Origin of the sequence: Streptomyces sp. NPDC059567 (genome assembly GCF_042735655.1) — a bacterium.
Taxonomy (GTDB): domain Bacteria; phylum Actinomycetota; class Actinomycetes; order Streptomycetales; family Streptomycetaceae; genus Streptomyces.
Genome location: NZ_JBHWBS010000127.1, coordinates 1 through 19,600, shown reverse-complemented (window position 1 = coordinate 19,600; position 19,600 = coordinate 1). Strand labels below are relative to the sequence as shown.

Here is a 19,600-nt window from a genome sequence, read left to right as displayed (position 1 = left end):
GGGCCGGACCTCCCCGAGGAGGGCCGGCCCCGCCGACGTACGTGCCGGGGCGGCGTGCGGGAGCCGGCGGCCTACCGGCGGCCGAGAACCCCGTCGACCGCCGTGATCAGCTCGCCGTCGGGGGTGTCCCCGTCCAGCGACCAGAACATCGCGCCGCCGAGCCCCTTGGCCCGTACGTACGCGGACTTGGTCCGCAGCACCTGCGGGTCGTCGTACGTCCACAGGGTCGTCCCGTCGAACAGCCAGGCGTGGCCGTTCCTCCGGTCGCGGTGGACGGTGTACGAGCCCGAGTCCGCGAGCTTCCTGAGCGCCTTGTAGTCCTCGTAGCCGTTCGCCCAGGTGGCCGGTGCGGGGCCGGTCGCCGGGTGGCCGAGCCCGTTGCCGCCGCCCGTGACGCCCGTCCAGCCCTGGCCGTAGAACGGCATCCCCACCACGAGCTTGCGGGCGGGCGCGCCGCGGCGCAGCCAGTCGTTCACGGTCTGGTCGACGCTGAAGTCGTTCTTCGCGAAGAGCGCGGACTGCTGCGCGGTGGTGGTCTCCCAGGAGCCGTGGAAGTCGTAGCCCTGGAGGTTGACGAAGTCCAGATCGCGCATGATCTTGCGGACCTCGAACCCCGCGTCGATCTTGGCGGGTGCGGTGGGGACGAACGCGGTCAGCTCGTAGTGCTTGCGCTTGCCGTGGCCCTTCTGGGCCTTCGCGTACGCGTCGAGCTGGCTGCGGAACTCCCGTACGAGCGCGGTGAAGTTCTGCTTGTCCTCCGGGCGGAAGACGGTGTCGACGTCGCCCGCCGAGCCCGGCCACTCCCAGTCGAGGTCGATGCCGTCGAAGAGACCCGCGGCGGCTCCCGCGCCGCCGCGGGCGCCGTCGGTCGGCAGATTGCCCTTGATGTAGAGATCGATGCAGGAGGAGACGAACGCCTTGCGCGAGGCGGGGGTGCGGGCCGCGTCGGAGAAGTGGGTGGACCAGCTCCAACCGCCCAGCGAGATCATGACCTTGAGGCCGGGGTGCTTGGCCTTGAGCTCGCGCAGCTGGTTGAAGTTGCCGGCGAGCGGCTGGTCGGCTGTGTCGGCGACGCCGTCCACCGAGCCCGCCGCGTCGAGCGGGCGGACGTAGTCGGCCCAGGCGTCGGCCTCGCCGGGGATGTTGCCGGTGAAGCACTTGCCTTCGGAACTCACGTTTCCGAAGGCGTAGTTGATGTGACTGAGCTTGGCTGCCGTGCCGCTGGTCTCCAGGTCCTTGACCTGGAAGTTCCGTCCGTAGACGCCCCATTGGGTGAAGTAGCCGACGCGCTTGTAGGAAGGGCGGCTGTCGCCGTGTGAGGCGGAGTCGGCGCCCGCGGCGGGTGCGAGACCGGCCACGAGTCCGAGGGAGAGGGCGGCGATCGTCAGCCGGGAAAGGGTTCTACGACGCATGAGGCTCGTTTCCTGTGCGTGTGCCGGAAGGGAGCTGTGCTCACAGGAAAGTATTGGTCTGGACCATTGAGGTCAAGGCTTCGGCGGAGATCGGCTGCTATACCTGCGGTAAGCGCAGGCGTAAAGGCAAGTCATCACTTCGGGTGAAACTTTGGCCCATGGTTGCGGCTGGACACCGAGGGTTGTCACTCTGTAGCTGTCCGTCAACCTGAGGGGAGTGTCCAGTGACGTTCGGTGAGCAGCCCGCCTATCTGCGTGTGGCGAGCGATCTCCGGGAGAAGATCGCAAACGGCTCACTGCCGCCGCACACCCGACTCCCCTCGCAGGCGCGCATCCGCGAGGAGTACGGGGTCTCGGACACCGTGGCGCTCGAAGCCCGCAAGGTGCTCATGGCCGAGGGGCTGGTCGAGGGCCGCTCGGGCTCGGGGACGTACGTACGGGAGCGGCCGGTGCCGCGCCGGATCGCCCGCTCCGGGTACCGGCCGCCGTCCGGCGCCAACCCCTTCCGGCAGGAGCAGGCGGCCGACGGTGCGCGGGGTACCTGGGAATCCAGCAGTGAGCAGGAGCAGACGAGCGCCGTCGTGGCCGCGCGGCTCGGCATCGAGCCGGGGGAGCGCGTGATGCGCACGCGGTACGTATACCGGGACGGGGGTGAGCCGATGATGCTCTCCACCTCCTGGGAGCCGCTCTCGGTCACCGGCCGGACGCCCGTGATGCTCCCCGAGGAGGGACCGCTGGGCGGGTGCGGGGTCGTCGAGCGGATGGCGGCGATCGACGTGGTCGTCGACAACGTGGTGGAGGAGGTCGGCGCGCGCCCTGGCCTCGCGGAGGAGCTGCTGGCGCTGGGCGGTGTGCCGGGCCATGTGGTGATGGTGGTCGAGCGGACCTACTACGCCTCGGGGCTGGCGGTGGAGACGGCCGACGTCGTCGTCCCGGCCGACCGCTTTCGAATCGCCTATCACCTGCCGGTGCGCTGACCCGGGCGACCAAGGGCCGCTACTACCCGGCCCGTCCGAACTTCACCGCGCTGTTCCCTGGATGCCGAGTGCGGCGACGTCTGCCGCGAGGACCCCGCGGCGGCCGGGCCCGTCCTGATGCCCGCGCCGGCGGTCCCCGAGGCCGCCTCCGGGGCCTGATCTTCGGCCTCCCTTCGTCAATTCCCGGCCGGATCCGTACCTCTTTGTGAAAACCCGTATCCGCTGTGTAAGGGTCAGGCGTAAGGTCGGGCATATGCGGATTGCCATTTCAGGGAGATCCTTAGAGACGACCGGACCGGCGGAGGGAGAAGCCCGATGACGGACAGTGGCCCTGTCCTGGTCTGGCTGGTCATACGGCAGGACGACAACGGGAACCGCTATCGCGTCGGGCGATACGCAACGCAGGACGAAGCCCAGAAGGTCGCCGACAGCCTCGACGACCGTGGACACAAGCAGCTCTACTGGGTCGAGCGCATCGGCCAGCCCGCGGTCTGACCTCCCCCAGAGCCTTCGGCCTGGGGGTACCCCCACGCGGGATACGCTCCGGACCATGACAGATCGCCGTGCCGACCACGTGGCCGACCACGTGGTCGTGGTCGCCGGAGCCGTGTACGACCGGGGGCGTCTGCTGGCCGCGCGCCGCAGCGCCCCCGCCGAGCTCGCGGGCCGTTGGGAACTTCCCGGCGGCAAGCTGGAGCCGGGGGAGAGTGCCGAGGAAGCCCTGGTCCGCGAATTGCGCGAGGAACTCGGCGTCGAGACCGAGCCCGGGGAGCGCATCCCCGGCGAGTGGCCGCTGAAGCCCGGTTATGTCCTTCAGGTGTGGACCGCCCGGCTGCTCTCCGGCGAACCGCGCCCGCTGGAGGACCACGACGAACTGCGCTGGCTGGCCCGCCACGAGCTGGACTCCGTCGACTGGCTCGACCAGGACCGACCCGCCGTCGCCGAGGCCGGGCTGCGACTGCCGGCCGCCCCGGCGGGCGGAGTGCACGGCTGAGGCTCTACGCCGTTCGTGCCACCATGCGCCCGCTGGTTCAATCCCTGCGATATCTCGCCCTGAATATCGGGTATGTGCTGATTAACCCCCCGAAAGAGGACGAGGGCCTTCCTTCTGGTGATGGGCTGGGGAAGTGATCGGGCGTGATCGACACCGAAGGCGACTGCGCCGAGTGGTACTTCCCGGCGGAGGCCAATGCGGTGCGCACCGCGCGCCACGCCGTGCGCGACACGCTCCGGGCCTGGAAGATCGACCCCGCGGTGGGTGACGTCACCGTCCTGCTGGTGAGCGAGCTGGTGACCAATTCCTTGCGTTACGCCTCCGGCCCCATCGGTGTCCGTCTCGTGCACGTCCAGCCGGACGGCGGCGACGCCGCTCACCACCCCGCCCTTCTCGTGGAAGTCTCCGATCCCCTTCCGGACGTACCCACCGAACGCCCCGCCGGCCCCGATGACGAGGGCGGTCGCGGGCTGCAGCTCGTGGCCTGTTCTGCTCGGCGCTGGGGCACCCGCAAGGGCAGGACGGGCAAGACAGTGTGGTTCGAGCTGGCCCTGCCGGGTTAGAAGACGGGGAGGGACAACGATCACCAGGGCTCGGCCGGAAATGAACGAGACCACCCTGTGATCGTGAACGTCGTGCCGTCGGGGGCCGTAGTGCTGAATACTGCGGGCATGGCCGGTCCGGTGCGGTGAGCTGGAGGGGACGGTCGCGTGAGCGAGATACCTGAGACGGCGAGCGGCGTCATGTGGCAGAGCAGCCCGCCCGGCTCGATCTATGACTACATCCGGGTCGCCTCCTTCTCGATAGGGCCCGACGGGCTCGTCGACCAGTGGAGCCGCCGGGCCGTCGAGCTCTTCGGCGTGCCCGCCGAAGAGGCGATGGGCAGGGACCCCGTCGAGGCGTTCATGCCGCCCGACCTGCGGGAGCGTGGCAGGCGCCGGGTCGCGGAGATCCTCGACGGCAAGGAGTGGACGGGCCTCGTCCCCTTCCGCGTACCGGGGCAGACCCGCCGTGACGGAATCGCCGAGATGTACGTCATGCCGAGCCAGACGCCGTCCGGTGAGCGGGCCGCGCTGTGCATCGTCGTCGACGTGCGGGCCCTGCGGCACATCGAGACCGACCTCGCTGCTTCGCAGGCCATTTTCGGCCAATCGCCCTTCGGCTTTCTTCTCTTCGGTACCGATCTCACCGTGAAGCGGGCCAACCAGCGCTTCGCGGCCGTCTTCGGCGGCTCCGCCGACGACCACCGGGGCCGTACCGTCCACGACTACCTCTCGCGCCCCGAGGCCGAGCGGATGACCGCCGCGCTCCAGCGGGTCCTGGAGACCGGCGAGGCCGTCACCGAGCTTCAGATCGTCGGAGCGCCCCCGGGCTCCACCGACCGGCGCCACTGGTCGATCAACCTCTACCGCGTGCACGGCGGCTCCGGACGGCCCGTCGGCGTCGCGGGCCTCGGCATCGACGTGACCCGCCGCCACAACGCCGCCCGCGACGCGGCGAGCGCCCGCCGCAACCTCGCCCTCCTCAACGAGGCCGGCGCCCGGATCGGCAACTCCCTCGACCTGGAGGCCACCGCCCGCGAACTCCTGGACGTCGCCGTCCCCGGCTTCTGCGACCTCGCCTCCGTCGATCTCTACCAGGGGCTGCTGACCGGAGACGAGGCCCCGCCCGGGCGATGGGGCAGCTCCCACGACGTGGGCTACGGGGCGGGCAGCGCCGAACTGCGCCGCGTCGCCTTCGCCAGCGCCGTCGCCGACACCCCGCTCAGAACCCCCGAGGCGACCGCGGGTTCGGGGCCGGACCAGACCTGTTGCGGCACGGGCCCCGTCGAGGTCGGCTCCGTCCACCGCTACCCCTTCAACTCGCCCTGCGCCGGAGCGCTGCGCACCGGACGGGTGAGAACGGTGCCGGGGGGCGACGGCAGCCTGGTCCACTCCACCCTCGTGGTCCCGATGGTCGCCCATGACACCGTCGTGGGCCTCGTGCAGTTCTCCCGCGCCAAGGGCAGCGAGCCCTTCGGCGAAAGGGACCGGGCCCTCGCCGTCGAGCTGGCCGCCCGCGCCGCGGTCTGCATCGACAACGCCCGCCTCTACCGCCGCGAGCACGAGCGTGCCCTGATCCTCCAGCGCAGCCTCCTCCCGCCCGGCGACCCCGAGGCCGCCGGCCTGGACATCGCCTGCCGCTACCTCCCGGGCACCACGGCCACCGAGGTCGGTGGCGACTGGTTCGACGTGATCGAACTCCCCGGCCACCGCACCGCACTGGTCATCGGCGACGTCATGGGCCGCGGCCTGCGCGCCGCCGTCGCCATGGGCGAACTGCGCACCGCCGTCCGCACCCTGGCCCAGCTCGACCTCGAACCCGCCGAGGTGCTCTCCCATCTCGACGAGATCGCCCGCGGCCTGGGCGCCCCCGCCGGAGCCCAGCAGAGCGCCCGCGCCCACAAGGCCCGCGGACCCGAACTCTCCGAGGTCTACCTCGCCACCTGCGTCTACGCCGTCTACGACCCGGTCACCCGCCGCTGCACCTTCGCCAACGCCGGCCATCTGCCGCCGGTCCTCGTCGAACCCGGCGAGAAGGCCATGCTGCTCGACGTGCCCCCGGGGATGCCGCTCGGCGTCGGCGGCGAACCCTTCGAGGAGGTGGAGGTCGAACTGCCCGAGGGGTCGCTGCTCGCCCTCTACACCGACGGACTCGTCGAGTCCCGCGACCATCCCCTCGACGAGGGCCTGAGCGCCTTCCGCAACGCGCTCACCGACGCGGCGCGCCCCCTCGAGGACGTCTGCGACCGGGTCCTGACCACCCTCGACACCGGGCACGGCGAGGACGACATCGCCCTCCTCATGGCACGTATCCAGGGACTGCCGTGCGACGCGGTGGGGGACTGGCGACTGCCCAGGGAACCCCGCTCGGTCGGCCGGGCCCGCGAGCTGGCCCGGGCGCAGCTCACCGCGTGGGACCTCGAACCGCTGGTGGACACCGTCGAACTGCTCGTCAGCGAGCTGGTCACCAACGCCCTGCGCTACGGCGAGGGCGAGATCCGGCTGCGGCTGCTGCGCGACCGCACCCTGGTCTGCGAGGTCTGGGACGCCGGCCTGGTCCAGCCGAGGCGCCGCCGGGCCAGGGACACCGACGAGGGCGGGCGCGGACTGCAGCTGGTCGGACTCCTCAGTGCGGCCTGGGGCTCGCGCCGCACGCCACGCGGCAAGACGGTCTGGTTCGAACTGCCCCTGCCGGACGGCGGCGACGCCGCGGAGCCGACCGTGGAGCAGCTGCTGAGCATGTTCTGACCAGCGCCGCACCACCCCGCGGGCCCGACCGAGCACCACCCCGCACCGGGCCCGCAGGGCGGGCGTCACCCCTTGAGGGCGGCCAGCCGGGCCTCGATCTCCGCGCTGTCGCCGAGGGTGTCCAACTGCTCGAACTGGGCGTCCAGCGAGGAGGCGGCCAGCTCCTGCTTGCCCATCGCCTTGGCCTCCTCGCGACGGACCTTGTCCTCGAACCGGCTCAGCTCGCTCGTCGGGTCCATCACGTCGATGCTCTTCACCGCGTCCATCATCCGGTTCTGCGCCTGCGCGGACTTGGCCCGCGCCACCAGCTCGTCCCGCTTCGCCCGGAGTTCGTTCAGCTTGGTCTTCATCTGGTCCAGGCCGGACTTGAGCTTGTCCACCACCTCGGTCTGCGAGGCGATCGTCGGCTCGGCCGTCCTCGCCTCCTTCTCCGACTGGAGCTGGCGCCCCAGCGCGACCTTCGCCAGATTGTCGAACCTGTCCGCCTCCGCCGTCTGTCCGCCGGCCCGCAGCTCGTCCCCCTTCCTGCTCGCGGCCAGGGCCTTCTCGCCCCACTCCTTCGCCGCGCCGACGTCCTCCTGGTGGTCCTGCTCCATCAACCGCAGATTCCCGATCGTCGCCGCCACCGCCTCCTCCGCCTCCGCGATGTTGCTCGTGTAGTCGCGGATCAGCTGGTCCAGCATCTTCTGCGGGTCCTCGGCCTGGTCCAGAAGGGCGTTGATGTTGGCCTTCGCCAACTGGGCGACACGGCCGAGGATCGTCTGCTTCGACATGCTTGATCTCCTTGAACGCGATGAGCGTGACATGGTCAGAAACGGCCGCCGCCGCCCAGCCGGCCGCGTGTGCCCCCACCGCCGAAGCTGCCGGGCCCGCCGCCGAAACCTCCGCCCCCGAAACCGCCACCACCGAATCCCCCTCCGCCTCTGCCGGAACCTCCGCCGAACAATCCGCCGAGGATGATGCCGCCGAGCACCGCACCACCGAGCCCGCCGCCGCCACCTCCCACCCCTGTTACACCGCCCAGGCCGTTCGGGTTCCCATAGGTACGGACGTCCTGCTCGGCGAGGTCCTGCGCCCGGCGGGCCAGCCCGTCCGCCTGCTGGGCCTCGGCGAGCGCGGCCTGTGGGTCGTCGGCGGCTTCGAGCTCCTTGGCCTTCTCCAGCCGCCGCTGGGCCTCGGCCAGTCGCGTACGGGCCTCGCTGCCGACCGCCCCGCGATGCGTCGTGACGTAGTCGGCCGCCGCCCCGATCGCGGAACGGGCGGTCAGCATCGCCTGATCGAGCAGCGCGCGGGCGCGCCGCGTGCCCGACTCGCGCTCCCGTGCGCCCTCCAGGGCCTCGTCGAGGACCGCGTCGGCCTCCTCGACGCGGCGCAGCGCGTCGAGCGGGTCGTAGCGGCCCGCCTCCACCACCCGCCGCACATCGGCGACGACGGACTCCGCACGGGCGATACGGCCCTGGAGATCGGCGGTCGAGACCCCCTCGGTCGTGCCCTGGAGCAGGCCGCGGGCGTCGGCGAGATCCGCCTCGGTCTCGGCCATCGCGTTCGGCAGCTTGCCCACGGCCTCCGCGAGTTCCTGGGCCCGCCGGTCCACGGCCTCGCTGAGCCGCGCCGCCTGGTCGACGGCTCCCTCGGCGGCCCGGATGCGCACCGCCGCGGCGCCGTTGTCGCCCGCGTCGATCTCCTGTCGGGCCCGGTCCAGGTTGGTCGTCGCGAACACCAGCCGGTCCTTGGCCTGCTCGACGGCGCTCGCGACGGGCGATGCCGCCGAAGCGGCGTACCGCTCCCGCATCGCGGTCAGCGTCGCCTCCGTCGTGCCCACCCGCCCGGTCTGCTCGCGGAAGGCCTCCTCCACGGTGGCCAGCGCCTCGGGGGCGTTGCGCCCCAGGGCCCGCAGCCGGTCGAAGTCCGCGGCCTCCGCGTCGAGGCGGGTGTCGGCCTCGCCGCAGCGTCTGATGATCTCGTCGAGCATCGAACGCCGGGTCGCGTCGTCCTCCGGGAAGGCGTCGTCGAGCTTCTGCCGCAGCCGGAACGCGGCCGTCAGCTCCTCCTTCGCGAACGCCACGGCCTCGGTGAACTGCCGCACCGCCTCGTCGCCGAACTGGGCGCTCGCGAAGCCGAGTTCCTCCTGGCTTGTGCGGACGGCGTCGTCGGTGGCGACCAGCGTCTGCCGGGCCTGTCCGTCCAGTTCCTCCAGCGGCACCTGCGCGGGTTCCTTCGGGGTGCCCCAGCCCTGCCCGGTCTGCGGCGGTGCGCCGCTCCCCGCCCCGGTCCGCCGGCGGCGCTTGGTCCAGGCGTACGCCGCGACGGCGCCCGCCCCGCCGACGAGGACGATCGGCAGAACCAGGTCCGTCCCCGAAGTGCCCTCGTCCGCGCCGCCGCCGGGATCGGGGTCACCGGGGGTGATGGTGGGCGCGGGCACGGGCTGTCCCGCGAGTACGGCGCCGTAGCCGTTCGCCGCGCCGATCGCGGCCCCGGCCCAGTCGTTCTGCCGCAGCGCGGGCTCGATCGCGGTCTGTGCCACGTCGTCGAGCTGTGCCTGGGTGAAGCGGGACGCGGGGTCGGCCGAGTAGCCGTACTGCCGGTCGTGCGTGGCCACCGCCAGCAGCAGGTCGTTGACGCCGAGGCCGTTGCGGTCGGCGGTCGCGTCGGCCCAGCTCTGGCCCGAACGCCCGGAGAAGTCCCGTACGTAGACGACGAAGAGCTGTATCCGCCGGTCGTCGTAGAGCTGGTCGAGCGCCTGGGCGACCGCGCTGCGGCGGTCGCCCAGCGCCCCTACCGTGTCCGTGATCTGCCCCTCGCGGGACAGCACGACCGGGTCGTCGGCGCGGGCGCCGTGCACGGCGGGCACGATCAGCCACCACGCCGCCACCAGCACCGCGAGGAGGATTCGGGTGGCTATTCGCGTCACATGGGGAGGCTATGTCCCGATCTATTCACCCGCGACCGGGCGGAAACCGTTTCTCGGCCCTGAGCGTCACTGTCGGTAGCCGCCTCTAGGGTGGCGAGCACACAGTCGACGATCTTGGGGGCACAGGTGAACGGACGCGTACGCGGCTGGTGGCGGCGGGGGCGCTGGGTCGTCCTCGGCTTCGCCCTGCTCCTGGTCCTGCCGCTCGCCGGCAGCGCGGTCGCCCTGCGGATCAATTACGCGGGCGACCTCCGTGAAGGGACGCAGTCCCGCGGCAAGGACGCCATCTGGCTGGGCCACGCCTGGGTGGACGGACGCAAGAAGGACGCCGACCTCGCGGAATTCGCCGCCCGCGTCAAGGGCACGGGGATACGCGACCTGTACGTCCACGCCGGCCCGCTGGAGCACGACGGCACGCTCCCCGCGGCCCGGTACCCGCGCGCGGCCTGGCTGATCGAGAGCGTCCACCGCACGATGCCCGGCATACGGGTGCATGCCTGGCTGGGCGACATCCTGGCCACCGAGGGCCCCGAAGGGCTGCGCCTGGAGGACGCGGCCTCGCGCGCGGCCGTGGTGGGTTCGGCCCGGCAGATCCTGGACGCAGGCTTCGACGGGGTCCACTTCGACCTGGAGCCGCTGCTCTCGGACGACGCGAACTACCTGTCGCTCCTCGACGACCTGGGCGAGCTGACCAGGTCCCGCAAGGTCCCGCTCTCCGTCGCCGCCCACCAGATCGACCCGCTGCCCGCCCTGCACTCGGTGAACGGCGCCGTCAGCGGCAGCGAGAAGTGGTGGTCGCAGGAGTTCTTCGGACAGGTCGCCCGCCGGGTCGACCAGATCGCCGTCATGTCGTACGACACCTGGATGCCGTTGGAGAGCCTGTACGGCGGGTACGTCGCCCAGCAGACCAGCCTCGCCCTGGAGGTCACGCCCGAGGACACCGACCTGCTCATCGGGCTGCCGTTCTTCCACGAGGACGACCTCGGCCACCACGACTCGGCGGAGACCGTCGCGGCCGCGATCCGCGGCACCCGGCTGGGCCTGGGGCGCACGGACCACGACCGCGAACGGTTCGGCGTCGCGCTCTACGTCGACTTCGCCGCGAAGGAGGAGGACTGGACCGCCTACCGCGAGGGCTGGCACTGACCCACGGCGACACCCGCCGCCCGGGACCCCGTCCCGAGGCGGAACGCCTACGCCTCCCGCCGACGGATCTTGTTGCCCAGCCACACCAGCGGGTCGTACTTGCGGTCCACGGCCCGCTCCTTCAGCGGGATCAGCGCGTTGTCGGTGATCTTGATGCCCTCCGGGCACACCTCCGTGCAGCACTTGGTGATGTTGCAGTACCCGAGCCCGTGATCCTCCTGGGCGGTCCGCTTGCGGTCCAGACCCGTCTCCTCGGCGGCGTCCAGCGGGTGCATGTCCAGCTCGGCCACCCGCATCAGGAAGCGCGGGCCGGCGAACGCCGTCTTGTTCTCCTCGTGGTCCCGCACCACATGACAGGTGTCCTGGCACAGGAAGCACTCGATGCACTTGCGGAACTCCTGCGACCGCTCCACATCCATCTGCCGCATCCGGTACTCGCCCGGGGCGAGCCCCTCCGGCGGTACGAAAGCCGGGACCTCCCGCGCCTTCGCGTAGTTGAAGGACACGTCCGTCACCAGGTCCCGTACGACCGGAAAGGCCCGCAGCGGGGTGATCGTGAGGGTCTCCGCGCGGTCGAAGGTCGACATCCGGGTCATGCACATCAGGCGCGGCCGGCCGTTGACCTCGGCCGAGCACGAACCGCACTTGCCCGCCTTGCAGTTCCAGCGCACGGCGAGATCCGGAGCCTGGGTGGCCTGCAACCGGTGGATGATGTCGAGGACCACCTCGCCATCGTTCACCTCGACCGTGAAGTCCGTGAGGTCTCCGCCGTCGGTGTCGCCCCGCCACACCCTGAAGTGCGCGTCATAGGTACTCACTCGTACAGCTCCTCCTCGGCGAGGTACTTGACCAGCTCCTCCTTCTCGAACAGCGCGAGCAGGTCCGCACGGATCGCCTCGGTGCGCGTCCGCTCGAGCCCGATCCCGCCGTCCGGCGCCGGGTGGCACAGCAGATTCACCGGGCGCCACGTCCGCTCCATCGACGGATAGTCCTCCCGTGTGTGCCCGCCCCGGCTCTCGGTCCGCTCCAGCGCCGCCCGTGCCACGCACTCGCTCACCAGCAGCATGTTCCGAAGGTCGAGCGCGAGGTGCCAGCCGGGGTTGAACTGCCGGTGTCCCTCGACCCCGGCCCGCCGCGCGCGGACCCGCAGCTCGGCGATGCGTTCCAGGGCCTCGGCCATCTCCCCTTCCCGCCGGATGATGCCGACGAGGTCGTTCATCGTCTGCTGGAGCTCCTGGTGGAGGGTGTACGGATTCTCGGCGGAAGGCTCCTCCGCCGCGCCGAACGGCGCCAGCGCCTCGGCGGCCGCGGCCTCGACCCCCGCCTCGGAGACGACTCCGCGCGAGGCGTCGGCCGCGTACTCCGCCGCATGCCACCCCGCCCGCCGCCCGAAGACCAGCAGGTCGGAGAGCGAGTTCCCGCCCAGCCGGTTGGAGCCGTGCATCCCGCCCGCGACCTCACCGGCCGCGAAGAGTCCCGGAACCCCCACCGTCGCCGCGGTGTCCGAGTCGACCGCGATGCCGCCCATCACGTAGTGACAGGTCGGCCCGACCTCCATCGCCTCCGCCGTGATGTCCACGTCCGCCAGCTCCTTGAACTGGTGGTACATCGACGGCAGCCGCCGCTTGATCACCTCCGCAGGCATCCGCGTCGACACGTCCAGGAACACCCCGCCGTGCGGCGAGCCGCGCCCCGCCTTCACCTCGGCGTTGATGGCCCGCGCCACCTCGTCGCGCGGCAGCAGTTCGGGCGGGCGCCGGTTGTTGTCCGGGTCCTCGTACCAGCGGTCCCCCTCGTCCTCCGTCTGCGCGTACTTCTCCTTGAAGACGTCGGGGACGTAGTCGAACATGAACCGCTTGCCCTCGGAGTTGCGCAGCACACCGCCGTCCCCGCGCACCGACTCGGTGACGAGGATCCCCTTCACCGACGGCGGCCAGACCATCCCGGTCGGGTGGAACTGCACGAACTCCATGTTCACCAGCGGCGCTCCCGCGAGCAGCGCGAGGGCGTGGCCGTCGCCGGTGTACTCCCACGAGTTCGAGGTCACCTTGAAGGACTTGCCGATCCCGCCGGTCGCCAGGACGACGGACGGCGCCTCCATGACGAAGAAGCGCCCGGTCTCCCGCTCGTAGCAGAAGACACCGCTCACCTGCCCGTCCTCGTCCTTCAGGATCCGGGTGACCGTGCACTCCTGGAAGACCTTCAGCCGTGACTCGTACGAGCCGCTCTCCCGGAAGTCCTCCTGCTGGAGGGCGACCGTCTTCTGCTGCAGCGTGCGGATCAGCTCCAGACCCGTCCGGTCGCCGACATGGGCGAGCCGTGGGTACTCGTGTCCGCCGAAGTTGCGCTGGGAGATCCGGCCGTCCGGCGTACGGTCGAAGAGGGCGCCCCAGGCCTCCAGCTCCCACACCCGGTCAGGGGCCTCGCGTGCATGCAGCTCCGCCATCCGCCACTGGTTGAGGAACTTCCCGCCGCGCATGGTGTCGCGGAAGTGGACCTGCCAGTTGTCGTGGGCGTTGACGTTGGCCATGGAGGCGGCGATGCCGCCCTCGGCCATCACCGTGTGCGCCTTGCCGAAGAGCGACTTGCAGATCACGGCCGTACGGGCGCCCCGCTCGCGCGCCTCGATCGCGGCGCGCAGCCCGGCACCGCCCGCGCCGACGACGACCACGTCCCACTGCTGCCGTTCGACTTGAGCCATGTCAGAAGATCCTCGGGTCGTCGAAGGTTCCGGTGGCGAGCAGGTACACGTACAGATCGCAGAGCGCGACGGAGATCAACGAAGCCCAGGCGAGCACCATGTGGCGGGTGTTCAGCTTCCCGACCCAGCTCCACAGGCGGTAGCGCACCGGATGGCGTGAGAAGTGCCGCAGCCGCCCGCCGACGATGTGCCGGCAGGAGTGGCAGGACAGGGTGTACGCCCAGATCAGCACGATGTTGATCAGGAAGATCACGGTCCCCAGGCCCGCGTGGCCCCACTCGTACGAGGCGTCCCGGAAGGTCAGCACGGTGTCGTAGGTGAGGATCGCGGCGACCGGGAGCGCGGTGTAGAAGAAGTACCGGTGGAGGTTCTGCAGGATCAGCGGGAAGCGGGTCTCGCCGGTGTACGTCGTGTGCGGCTCGGCGACCGCGCAGGCCGGCGGAGAGGCCCAGAAGCCCCGGTAGTACGCCTTGCGGTAGTAGTAGCAGGTCAGCCGGAAGCCGAGCGGGAAGACCAGGATCAGCAGGGCGGGGGAGAGGCCCCACCAGCTGCCGAAGATCTCCCAGTTGGGCCCGCCCTTCATCGGGACGCAGTTCTCCGCCAGGCAGGGCGAGTAGAACGGCGAGACGTAGGGCGCGGCGTAGTAGTCGCTGTTGGCGAAGGCTCGCCAGGTGGAGTACGCGATGAAGGCGAGCAGTCCGGCCGCGGTGGCGGCGGGCGCCAGCCACCAGCGGTCGGTGCGTAGGTGGCGGGGGGCGATCGCCGCACGGGAGGGGGAGTGCACGCCGGTGGCGGGCACTCCCCCTCCGGTGGAGGGTTCGGTTCCTGTGGCCAACGAGGTCTCCTAGGGCGCGTGCCGGTCGCGTGCTCCCAGTCCCTCGTCGTCCGAATCCGTCCACAGCCCGCTGTCGTACGGGGTGTCGGGGATCGTCACGATGTCCTGCGGCCGACCGGGCGTCGGCGGCGAGGGGACGCCCCGCTCCGCCGCGATGCGGCGTTCCAGCTGTTCGACCGTGCGAACCAGGTCATCGAGGCGGCCCTTGACGGCCGCCAATTCGTCCTGAAGGGACATGGATTGCCCTCACTTCCGCGATTGCGGGTGGCGAACACGCGCCTGAGAGTGTCGCGCGTCACACCCCGCTTGTGAAGCCATGTGTACGGGATTCCACTCGTCCGGAGATCCGCGCCGCCCGGCGGTTGGGCCGCACGGGTGGGGTTTGTCGACCGCGCCGCCGTGTCGTCGTGGCCGGATCCGCTCCTTCCTTTTCAGTGTATGAGCAATAGGTGTGATCATCTCCAAATGGCATGAAACTGGACGAAGGGGTACAAGTCATGTCCCAGGTCGGCGCCCCTCGCGGGAGGACATGCTCCAGGAGCCCCCGCTCCCGCACGCTCCGCTCCGTCGCCACCCTCACCAGCGCGGTGCTCGCGATCTCGGTCCTGGCCGGATGCAGCTCGGCCGACGAAGCCGACGAGGCCAAGGCCCCCGCCCCGGACCACGCACCCGCCGCGCGCGACCGGGTGACCGACGGCGGCACCCTGAACTGGGCCGTGGACGCGATGCCCACCACCCTCAACGCCTTCCAGGCGGACGCCGACGGCTCCACCTCGCGCATCGCCGGGGCCGTGCTCCCCGCCCTCTACACCCTCGACGCACGCGGCCGGCCGCAGCGCAACCCGGACTACCTGGAGTCCGCGCAGGTCGTCGAGACGGAGCCGAAGCAGGTCGTCCTCTACAAGCTCAACCAGCAGGCGGTGTGGAGCGACGGCCGCGAGATCGGCGCCCCCGACTTCGTCGCGCAGTGGCGGGCCCTGAACGGCCGGGACACCGCGTACTGGACCGCACGGAACTCGGGCTACGAGCGGATCGAGAAGATCGAGCGCGGCAAGAACGACCTGGAGGTACGCGTCACCTTCGGCAAGCCGTACGCCGACTGGCAGTCCCTCTTCACCCCCCTCTACCCGAAGGAGGTGATGGGGTCGCCGGCCGCCTTCAACGACGGCGCGCGCACCACTCTGAAGGCGACCGCGGGCCCGTTCCGGCTCAAGGCGGCCGACCGCAAGGCGAGTACCGTCACCCTCGACCGGAACCCCCGCTGGTGGGGCCAGTCCGCCAAGCTCGACCAGATCGTCCTGAAGGCCGTACCGCGCGCCGACCGCGTCACCGCACTGGCCGCCGGCAAGCTCGATCTGGCCGAGATCGACCGGTCCGCGGCGGACCGCATCGCCCTCGCGGTGAAGGACGCCCAGGCCGGCCGGAACGGCGGACAGGCCCTCGCGCACGGCCCCGGCGCCGCGGTCACCCCCTCGGCGGCCCTGAAGTCCTGGGCACTGGCCAACGGCTCCGACGAGGAGAAGGCGGAGGCGGTGCAGGCCGCCCGCAAGAAGAACCAGGAAAGCATCGAGCGGTACGCGACCGAGCAGCGGGCGCTCGGCACGTTCGTGGTGCGCAAGTCGCTGGAGCCCGCGTACACACAGCTCTCGCTGAACGGCGAGTCCGGTCCGCTCGCCGACGAGCGGGTACGCCGGGCCGTGGCCCGCGCGCTCGACCGCCAGGAACTGGCCGAAGCCGTACTCAAGCCGCTGGGACTGCCCGCCACGCCGCCCGGCAGCCACCTCGCCCTGGCCGGGCAGGCGGCCTACGCGGACAGCAGCGACGCGCTCGGCGACCAGGACGCCAAGGAGGCCCGGGCGCTGCTCGCGGACGCGGGCTGGGTCCCCGGCGGCGCGGCCAAGAAGCCGGGCGGGACGAAGGCCGGCAGCGAGGCGGAGAACGCCGAGAAGAAGGCGGAGAAGCAGGGGACAGAGGGGACGGAGAAGAAGGCCCCCGCGGAGAAGGCCCCCGCCGAGAAGCAGCCCGAGGCCGACAAGGCCAAGAAGCCCGAGGCCGACGCCGCCTCCAACGACGGCCTCTACGTCGTCGGCGACGACAAGCCGGGCGGCACCGCCGCCCGTGACGGCGCCAAGGCGCCCGAGCCCGCGATCGGCGCCGCCGGTCCCGAGAGCGGCACCGACGTCCTCACCCCGGCCCCCGGGGCCGCCCTGCAGAACGCGGCGCTGCTCCGCCAGGCCGCCCTGCTCGACACCGGCACCGACGCCGGCACCACGACCGAGGCCAAGGGCCGGAACGCGGCCAAGCCCGACAGCGGTGTCGCCGGTGCCTACGCCCCGCGCGGCACCGCAGCCCCCGCCCCCGCCGTGCCGGCCGCCGCGGGCACCGGCCTGGGCAAGGACGGCAAGGCGCTCAACCTGCGGTTCGTCCTGCCCTCGGGGCCCGGCTCGGAGTCGCTGCGGACCGTCGGCGACAAGATCGTGCAGATGCTCGACGCGGTCGGGATCGGCACCGAGGTCACCAAGGTCGCGGACGAGAGCTTCTTCAAGGACCACATCGCCTCGGGCGACTACGACCTGGCCCTCTACTCCTGGCCCGCCACCGCCTTCCCCGCGACCGACGCCCGGCCGATCTTCGCCAAGCCCGAGCCGGCCTCGGACGGCTCGCTCCTGGTCGAGCAGAACTACGCCCGGGTCGGCACGGACCGTATCGACCAGCTCTTCGACCAGGCGGTGGCCACGCTCGACGAGGAGGAGGCCCGTGACCTGGTCCGCCAGGCCGACGCCCGGATCTGGGCCGCTGCCGGATCGATTCCCCTCTATCAGCGCCCCCAGCTCGTGGCGGCCAAGCCCGAGATCGTGAACGCGGGCGCCTGGGGCTTCGCGGCCCCGCGCTACCAGGACATCGGGTTCAAGAAGCCCGAATCGGCCAACGGCGCGGAGCGCAATACCAAGAAATAGCTGAAAGTGCAGGTCACAACCTCAGATGCAGCTCAAGTTCCTTGCCCGCCGGTGACCCCGGCGGGCAGGATCACGTCCGGCCCCTTGACCCGGCCGGTTCCGCACGCTCAGTGCTCCCCCTCACCCCAGTGCACCGCACCACCGAGGCCCCCCAAACCTCCCAGTAGACCCTCTCGAATCCGGGCGGGGAAGCCCCTTGCGCGGCGGCCCCGTACCATAGGACATAGCCGTGGCGCGTCCGCCCGGCGGGCGTAAGAGGAACTGACGCCGCATCCCACGATCCGAGAGAAGCGCAAGCACCCATGCCTACGCGCCACGACATCCGTAACGTCGCCATCGTCGCCCACGTCGACCATGGCAAGACGACCATCGTCGACGCCATGCTCAAGCAGGCCGGTGCCTTCGCCGCCCACCAGCAGCTCGACGACCGCATGATGGACTCGAACGACCTGGAGCGTGAGAAGGGCATCACGATCCTCGCCAAGAACACGGCGGTGAAGTATCACCCCAAGGACGGCGGGGCCCCGATCACGATCAACATCATCGACACTCCCGGTCACGCCGACTTCGGTGGCGAGGTCGAGCGCGGTCTGTCGATGGTCGACGCGGTCGTCCTGCTCGTCGACGCTTCCGAGGGTCCGCTGCCGCAGACGCGCTTCGTGCTCCGCAAGGCCCTCCAGGCCCGGATGCCCGTCATCCTCTGCATCAACAAGACCGACCGTCCGGACTCCCGGATCGACGAGGTCGTCAACGAGACCTACGACCTGTTCCTCGACCTGGACGCGGACGAGGACCAGATCGAGTTCCCGATCGTCTACGCCTGCGGCCGTGACGGCATCGCCTCGCTGACCAAGCCGGAGAACGGCACCGTCCCCGCCGACAGCGAGAACCTGGAGCCGTTCTTCTCCACGATCCTGGAGCACGTGCCGGCCCCGTCGTACGACGAGGACGCGCCGCTGCAGGCCCACGTCACCAACCTCGACGCCGACAACTTCCTCGGCCGCATCGCGCTGCTCCGTGTCGAGCAGGGCGAGCTGCGCAAGGGCCAGACGGTCGCGTGGATCAAGCGGGACGGTTCGATCTCCAACGTCCGCATCACCGAGCTGATGATGACCGAGGCGCTCACCCGCAAGCCGGCCGAGGTCGCCGGCCCCGGTGACATCTGCGCCGTCGCCGGTATCCCGGACATCATGATCGGCGAGACCCTGGCCGACCCGGAGAACCCGATCGCGCTGCCGCTGATCACGGTCGACCAGCCGGCCATCTCCATGACCATCGGTACGAACACCTCGCCGCTCGTCGGCCGCGGTGGCACGGGCAAGGGCGCGGAGGCCAAGTCCGCGGTCAAGAACCGCAAGGTCACCGCCCGCCAGGTCAAGGACCGTCTGGACCGCGAGCTGATCGGTAACGTCTCGCTCCGCGTCCTCGACACCGAGCGTCCCGACGCCTGGGAGGTCCAGGGCCGTGGTGAGCTCGCGCTCGCCATCCTGGTCGAGCAGATGCGCCGCGAGGGCTTCGAGCTGACCATCGGCAAGCCGCAGGTCGTCACCAAGGAGGTCGACGGCAAGATCCACGAGCCCGTCGAGCGCCTCACGGTCGACGTGCCCGAGGAGCACATGGGCGCGGTCACGCAGCTCATGGGTGTCCGCAAGGGCCGCATGGACAACATGTCGAACCACGGCTCCGGCTGGGTCCGCATGGAGTTCGTCGTTCCGTCCCGTGGCCTCATCGGCTTCCGTACGGAGTTCCTGACCAACACCCGGGGTACGGGCATCGCCCACTCCATCCACGAGGGCCACGAGCCGTGGTTCGGCACGCTGACGACCCGTAACAACGGTTCGCTGGTCGCCGACCGCGCCGGTGCGGTCACCGCCTTCGCGATGACCAACCTCCAGGAGCGCGGTGTCCTGTTCACCGACCCCGGCACCGAGGTGTACGAGGGCATGATCGTCGGCGAGAACTCGCGCTCCGACGACATGGACGTGAACATCACCAAGGAGAAGAAGCTCACCAACATGCGCTCCGCCTCCGCCGACTCCTTCGAGGCGATCGTCCCGCCGCGCAAGCTCTCCCTGGAGCAGTCCCTGGAGTTCTGCCGCGACGACGAGTGCGTCGAGGTCACCCCGGAGGCCGTGCGTATCCGCAAGGTCGTCCTGGACCAGAACCAGCGCGGTCGCACCGCGTCGCGTGCCAAGAACGGCTGACCTGTGATCTCGGCCGCGTCCGGCTGACGCCGGCAGGCTGACACAACCTCAGACAGAGGGCTCGGGCCCCCGCAGTCACTTAGGTTCTAGCGATCATCGCAACGCCCCAGTTCAGGGAGAGCGATGAGCTTCGAGCCCCGCGAGAACCGGCAGCACACCGGGGGTTACAAGTT

General features: G+C 70.9%; 15 protein-coding genes. 8 read left to right on the top strand and 7 right to left on the bottom strand.

Features of this window, described 5'->3' with window-relative positions; genetic code table 11:
* Positions 1-71: 71 nt before the first annotated feature.
* Positions 72-1,412 carry a glycoside hydrolase family 18 protein gene (locus ACFVZW_RS33990; RefSeq protein WP_384529749.1) on the bottom strand — a complete coding sequence of 447 codons (1,341 nt, stop codon included), beginning with the start codon at positions 1,410-1,412 and terminating at the stop codon, positions 72-74.
* 224 nt (positions 1,413-1,636) lie between these two features.
* Between ACFVZW_RS33990 and ACFVZW_RS33985 the strand changes: the two genes are divergently transcribed.
* The 5 genes from ACFVZW_RS33985 (at position 1,637) to ACFVZW_RS33965 (ending at position 6,673) form a co-directional block, all read left to right on the top strand.
* A complete protein-coding gene (locus ACFVZW_RS33985; RefSeq protein WP_384529746.1) occupies positions 1,637-2,389 on the top strand; it encodes a GntR family transcriptional regulator in 753 nt (250 codons plus the stop codon).
* 315 nt (positions 2,390-2,704) lie between these two features.
* Positions 2,705-2,884, top strand: a complete 180-nt coding sequence (locus tag ACFVZW_RS33980; protein ID WP_376442524.1) for an SPOR domain-containing protein — start codon at positions 2,705-2,707, stop codon at positions 2,882-2,884.
* 55 nt (positions 2,885-2,939) lie between these two features.
* Positions 2,940-3,383: a (deoxy)nucleoside triphosphate pyrophosphohydrolase gene (locus ACFVZW_RS33975; RefSeq protein WP_384529742.1), complete on the top strand. Its 444-nt coding sequence runs from the start codon at positions 2,940-2,942 to the stop codon at positions 3,381-3,383.
* Positions 3,384-3,526: 143 nt separating this feature from the next.
* A complete protein-coding gene (locus ACFVZW_RS33970) occupies positions 3,527-3,946 on the top strand; it encodes an ATP-binding protein (RefSeq protein WP_384529739.1) in 420 nt (139 codons plus the stop codon).
* 147 nt (positions 3,947-4,093) lie between these two features.
* Positions 4,094-6,673: a SpoIIE family protein phosphatase gene (locus ACFVZW_RS33965; protein WP_384529736.1), complete on the top strand. Its 2,580-nt coding sequence runs from the start codon at positions 4,094-4,096 to the stop codon at positions 6,671-6,673.
* A gap of 65 nt (positions 6,674-6,738) precedes the next feature.
* On the opposite strand, the gene ACFVZW_RS33960 is transcribed toward ACFVZW_RS33965, so the two are convergent.
* Both ACFVZW_RS33960 and ACFVZW_RS33955 read right to left on the bottom strand, forming a co-directional pair.
* On the bottom strand, positions 6,739-7,446 hold the full coding sequence (locus ACFVZW_RS33960) for a PspA/IM30 family protein (RefSeq protein WP_384529733.1): 708 nt from the start codon (positions 7,444-7,446) through the stop codon (positions 6,739-6,741).
* Between the two features lie 35 nt (positions 7,447-7,481).
* On the bottom strand, positions 7,482-9,584 hold the full coding sequence (locus tag ACFVZW_RS33955) for a TPM domain-containing protein (protein ID WP_384529730.1): 2,103 nt from the start codon (positions 9,582-9,584) through the stop codon (positions 7,482-7,484).
* Positions 9,585-9,710: 126 nt separating this feature from the next.
* Between ACFVZW_RS33955 and ACFVZW_RS33950 the strand changes: the two genes are divergently transcribed.
* Positions 9,711-10,730, top strand: coding sequence for a hypothetical protein (locus tag ACFVZW_RS33950; protein WP_384529727.1), 1,020 nt, complete (start codon positions 9,711-9,713; stop codon positions 10,728-10,730).
* A gap of 47 nt (positions 10,731-10,777) precedes the next feature.
* Here ACFVZW_RS33950 and ACFVZW_RS33945 read toward each other — a convergent pair whose 3' ends face one another.
* The 4 genes from ACFVZW_RS33945 to ACFVZW_RS33930 are packed head-to-tail and all read right to left on the bottom strand — an operon-like array spanning position 10,778 to position 14,503.
* Positions 10,778-11,548, bottom strand: coding sequence for a succinate dehydrogenase/fumarate reductase iron-sulfur subunit (locus ACFVZW_RS33945; protein ID WP_384529724.1), 771 nt, complete (start codon positions 11,546-11,548; stop codon positions 10,778-10,780).
* Entirely contained in the window at positions 11,545-13,431 is a 1,887-nt protein-coding gene (locus ACFVZW_RS33940) for a fumarate reductase/succinate dehydrogenase flavoprotein subunit (RefSeq protein WP_384529721.1), read from the bottom strand. Before ACFVZW_RS33940 ends, ACFVZW_RS33945 begins: the two co-directional genes overlap by 4 nt.
* Position 13,432: 1 nt before the next feature.
* Entirely contained in the window at positions 13,433-14,266 is an 834-nt protein-coding gene (locus ACFVZW_RS33935) for a hypothetical protein (RefSeq protein ID WP_384529718.1), read from the bottom strand.
* 9 nt (positions 14,267-14,275) lie between these two features.
* Positions 14,276-14,503: a hypothetical protein gene (locus ACFVZW_RS33930; RefSeq protein WP_383561950.1), complete on the bottom strand. Its 228-nt coding sequence runs from the start codon at positions 14,501-14,503 to the stop codon at positions 14,276-14,278.
* 260 nt (positions 14,504-14,763) lie between these two features.
* On the opposite strand from ACFVZW_RS33930, the gene ACFVZW_RS33925 reads away from it, so the two are divergent.
* Together ACFVZW_RS33925 and typA are read left to right on the top strand one after the other, a co-directional pair.
* Positions 14,764-17,223, top strand: a complete 2,460-nt coding sequence (locus tag ACFVZW_RS33925) for an ABC transporter substrate-binding protein (protein WP_384529715.1) — start codon at positions 14,764-14,766, stop codon at positions 17,221-17,223.
* A gap of 302 nt (positions 17,224-17,525) precedes the next feature.
* Positions 17,526-19,427, top strand: coding sequence for a translational GTPase TypA (gene typA, locus ACFVZW_RS33920; RefSeq protein WP_384529713.1), 1,902 nt, complete (start codon positions 17,526-17,528; stop codon positions 19,425-19,427).
* Positions 19,428-19,600 lie beyond the last annotated feature (173 nt).

Excerpts from the sequence above, each read along its gene's own strand:
- ACFVZW_RS33990 (WP_384529749.1), bottom strand. The coding sequence starts at position 1,412 with ATGCGTCGTAGAACCCTTTCCCGGCTGACGATCGCCGCCCTCTCCCTC.
- ACFVZW_RS33980 (WP_376442524.1), top strand. The coding sequence starts at position 2,705 with ATGACGGACAGTGGCCCTGTCCTGGTCTGGCTGGTCATACGGCAGGAC.
- ACFVZW_RS33975 (WP_384529742.1), top strand. The coding sequence starts at position 2,940 with ATGACAGATCGCCGTGCCGACCACGTGGCCGACCACGTGGTCGTGGTC.
- ACFVZW_RS33960 (WP_384529733.1), bottom strand. The coding sequence starts at position 7,446 with ATGTCGAAGCAGACGATCCTCGGCCGTGTCGCCCAGTTGGCGAAGGCC.
- ACFVZW_RS33940 (WP_384529721.1), bottom strand. The coding sequence starts at position 13,431 with ATGGCTCAAGTCGAACGGCAGCAGTGGGACGTGGTCGTCGTCGGCGCG.
- ACFVZW_RS33930 (WP_383561950.1), bottom strand. The coding sequence starts at position 14,503 with ATGTCCCTTCAGGACGAATTGGCGGCCGTCAAGGGCCGCCTCGATGAC.
- ACFVZW_RS33925 (WP_384529715.1), top strand. The coding sequence starts at position 14,764 with ATGTCCCAGGTCGGCGCCCCTCGCGGGAGGACATGCTCCAGGAGCCCC.
- typA (WP_384529713.1), top strand. The coding sequence starts at position 17,526 with ATGCCTACGCGCCACGACATCCGTAACGTCGCCATCGTCGCCCACGTC.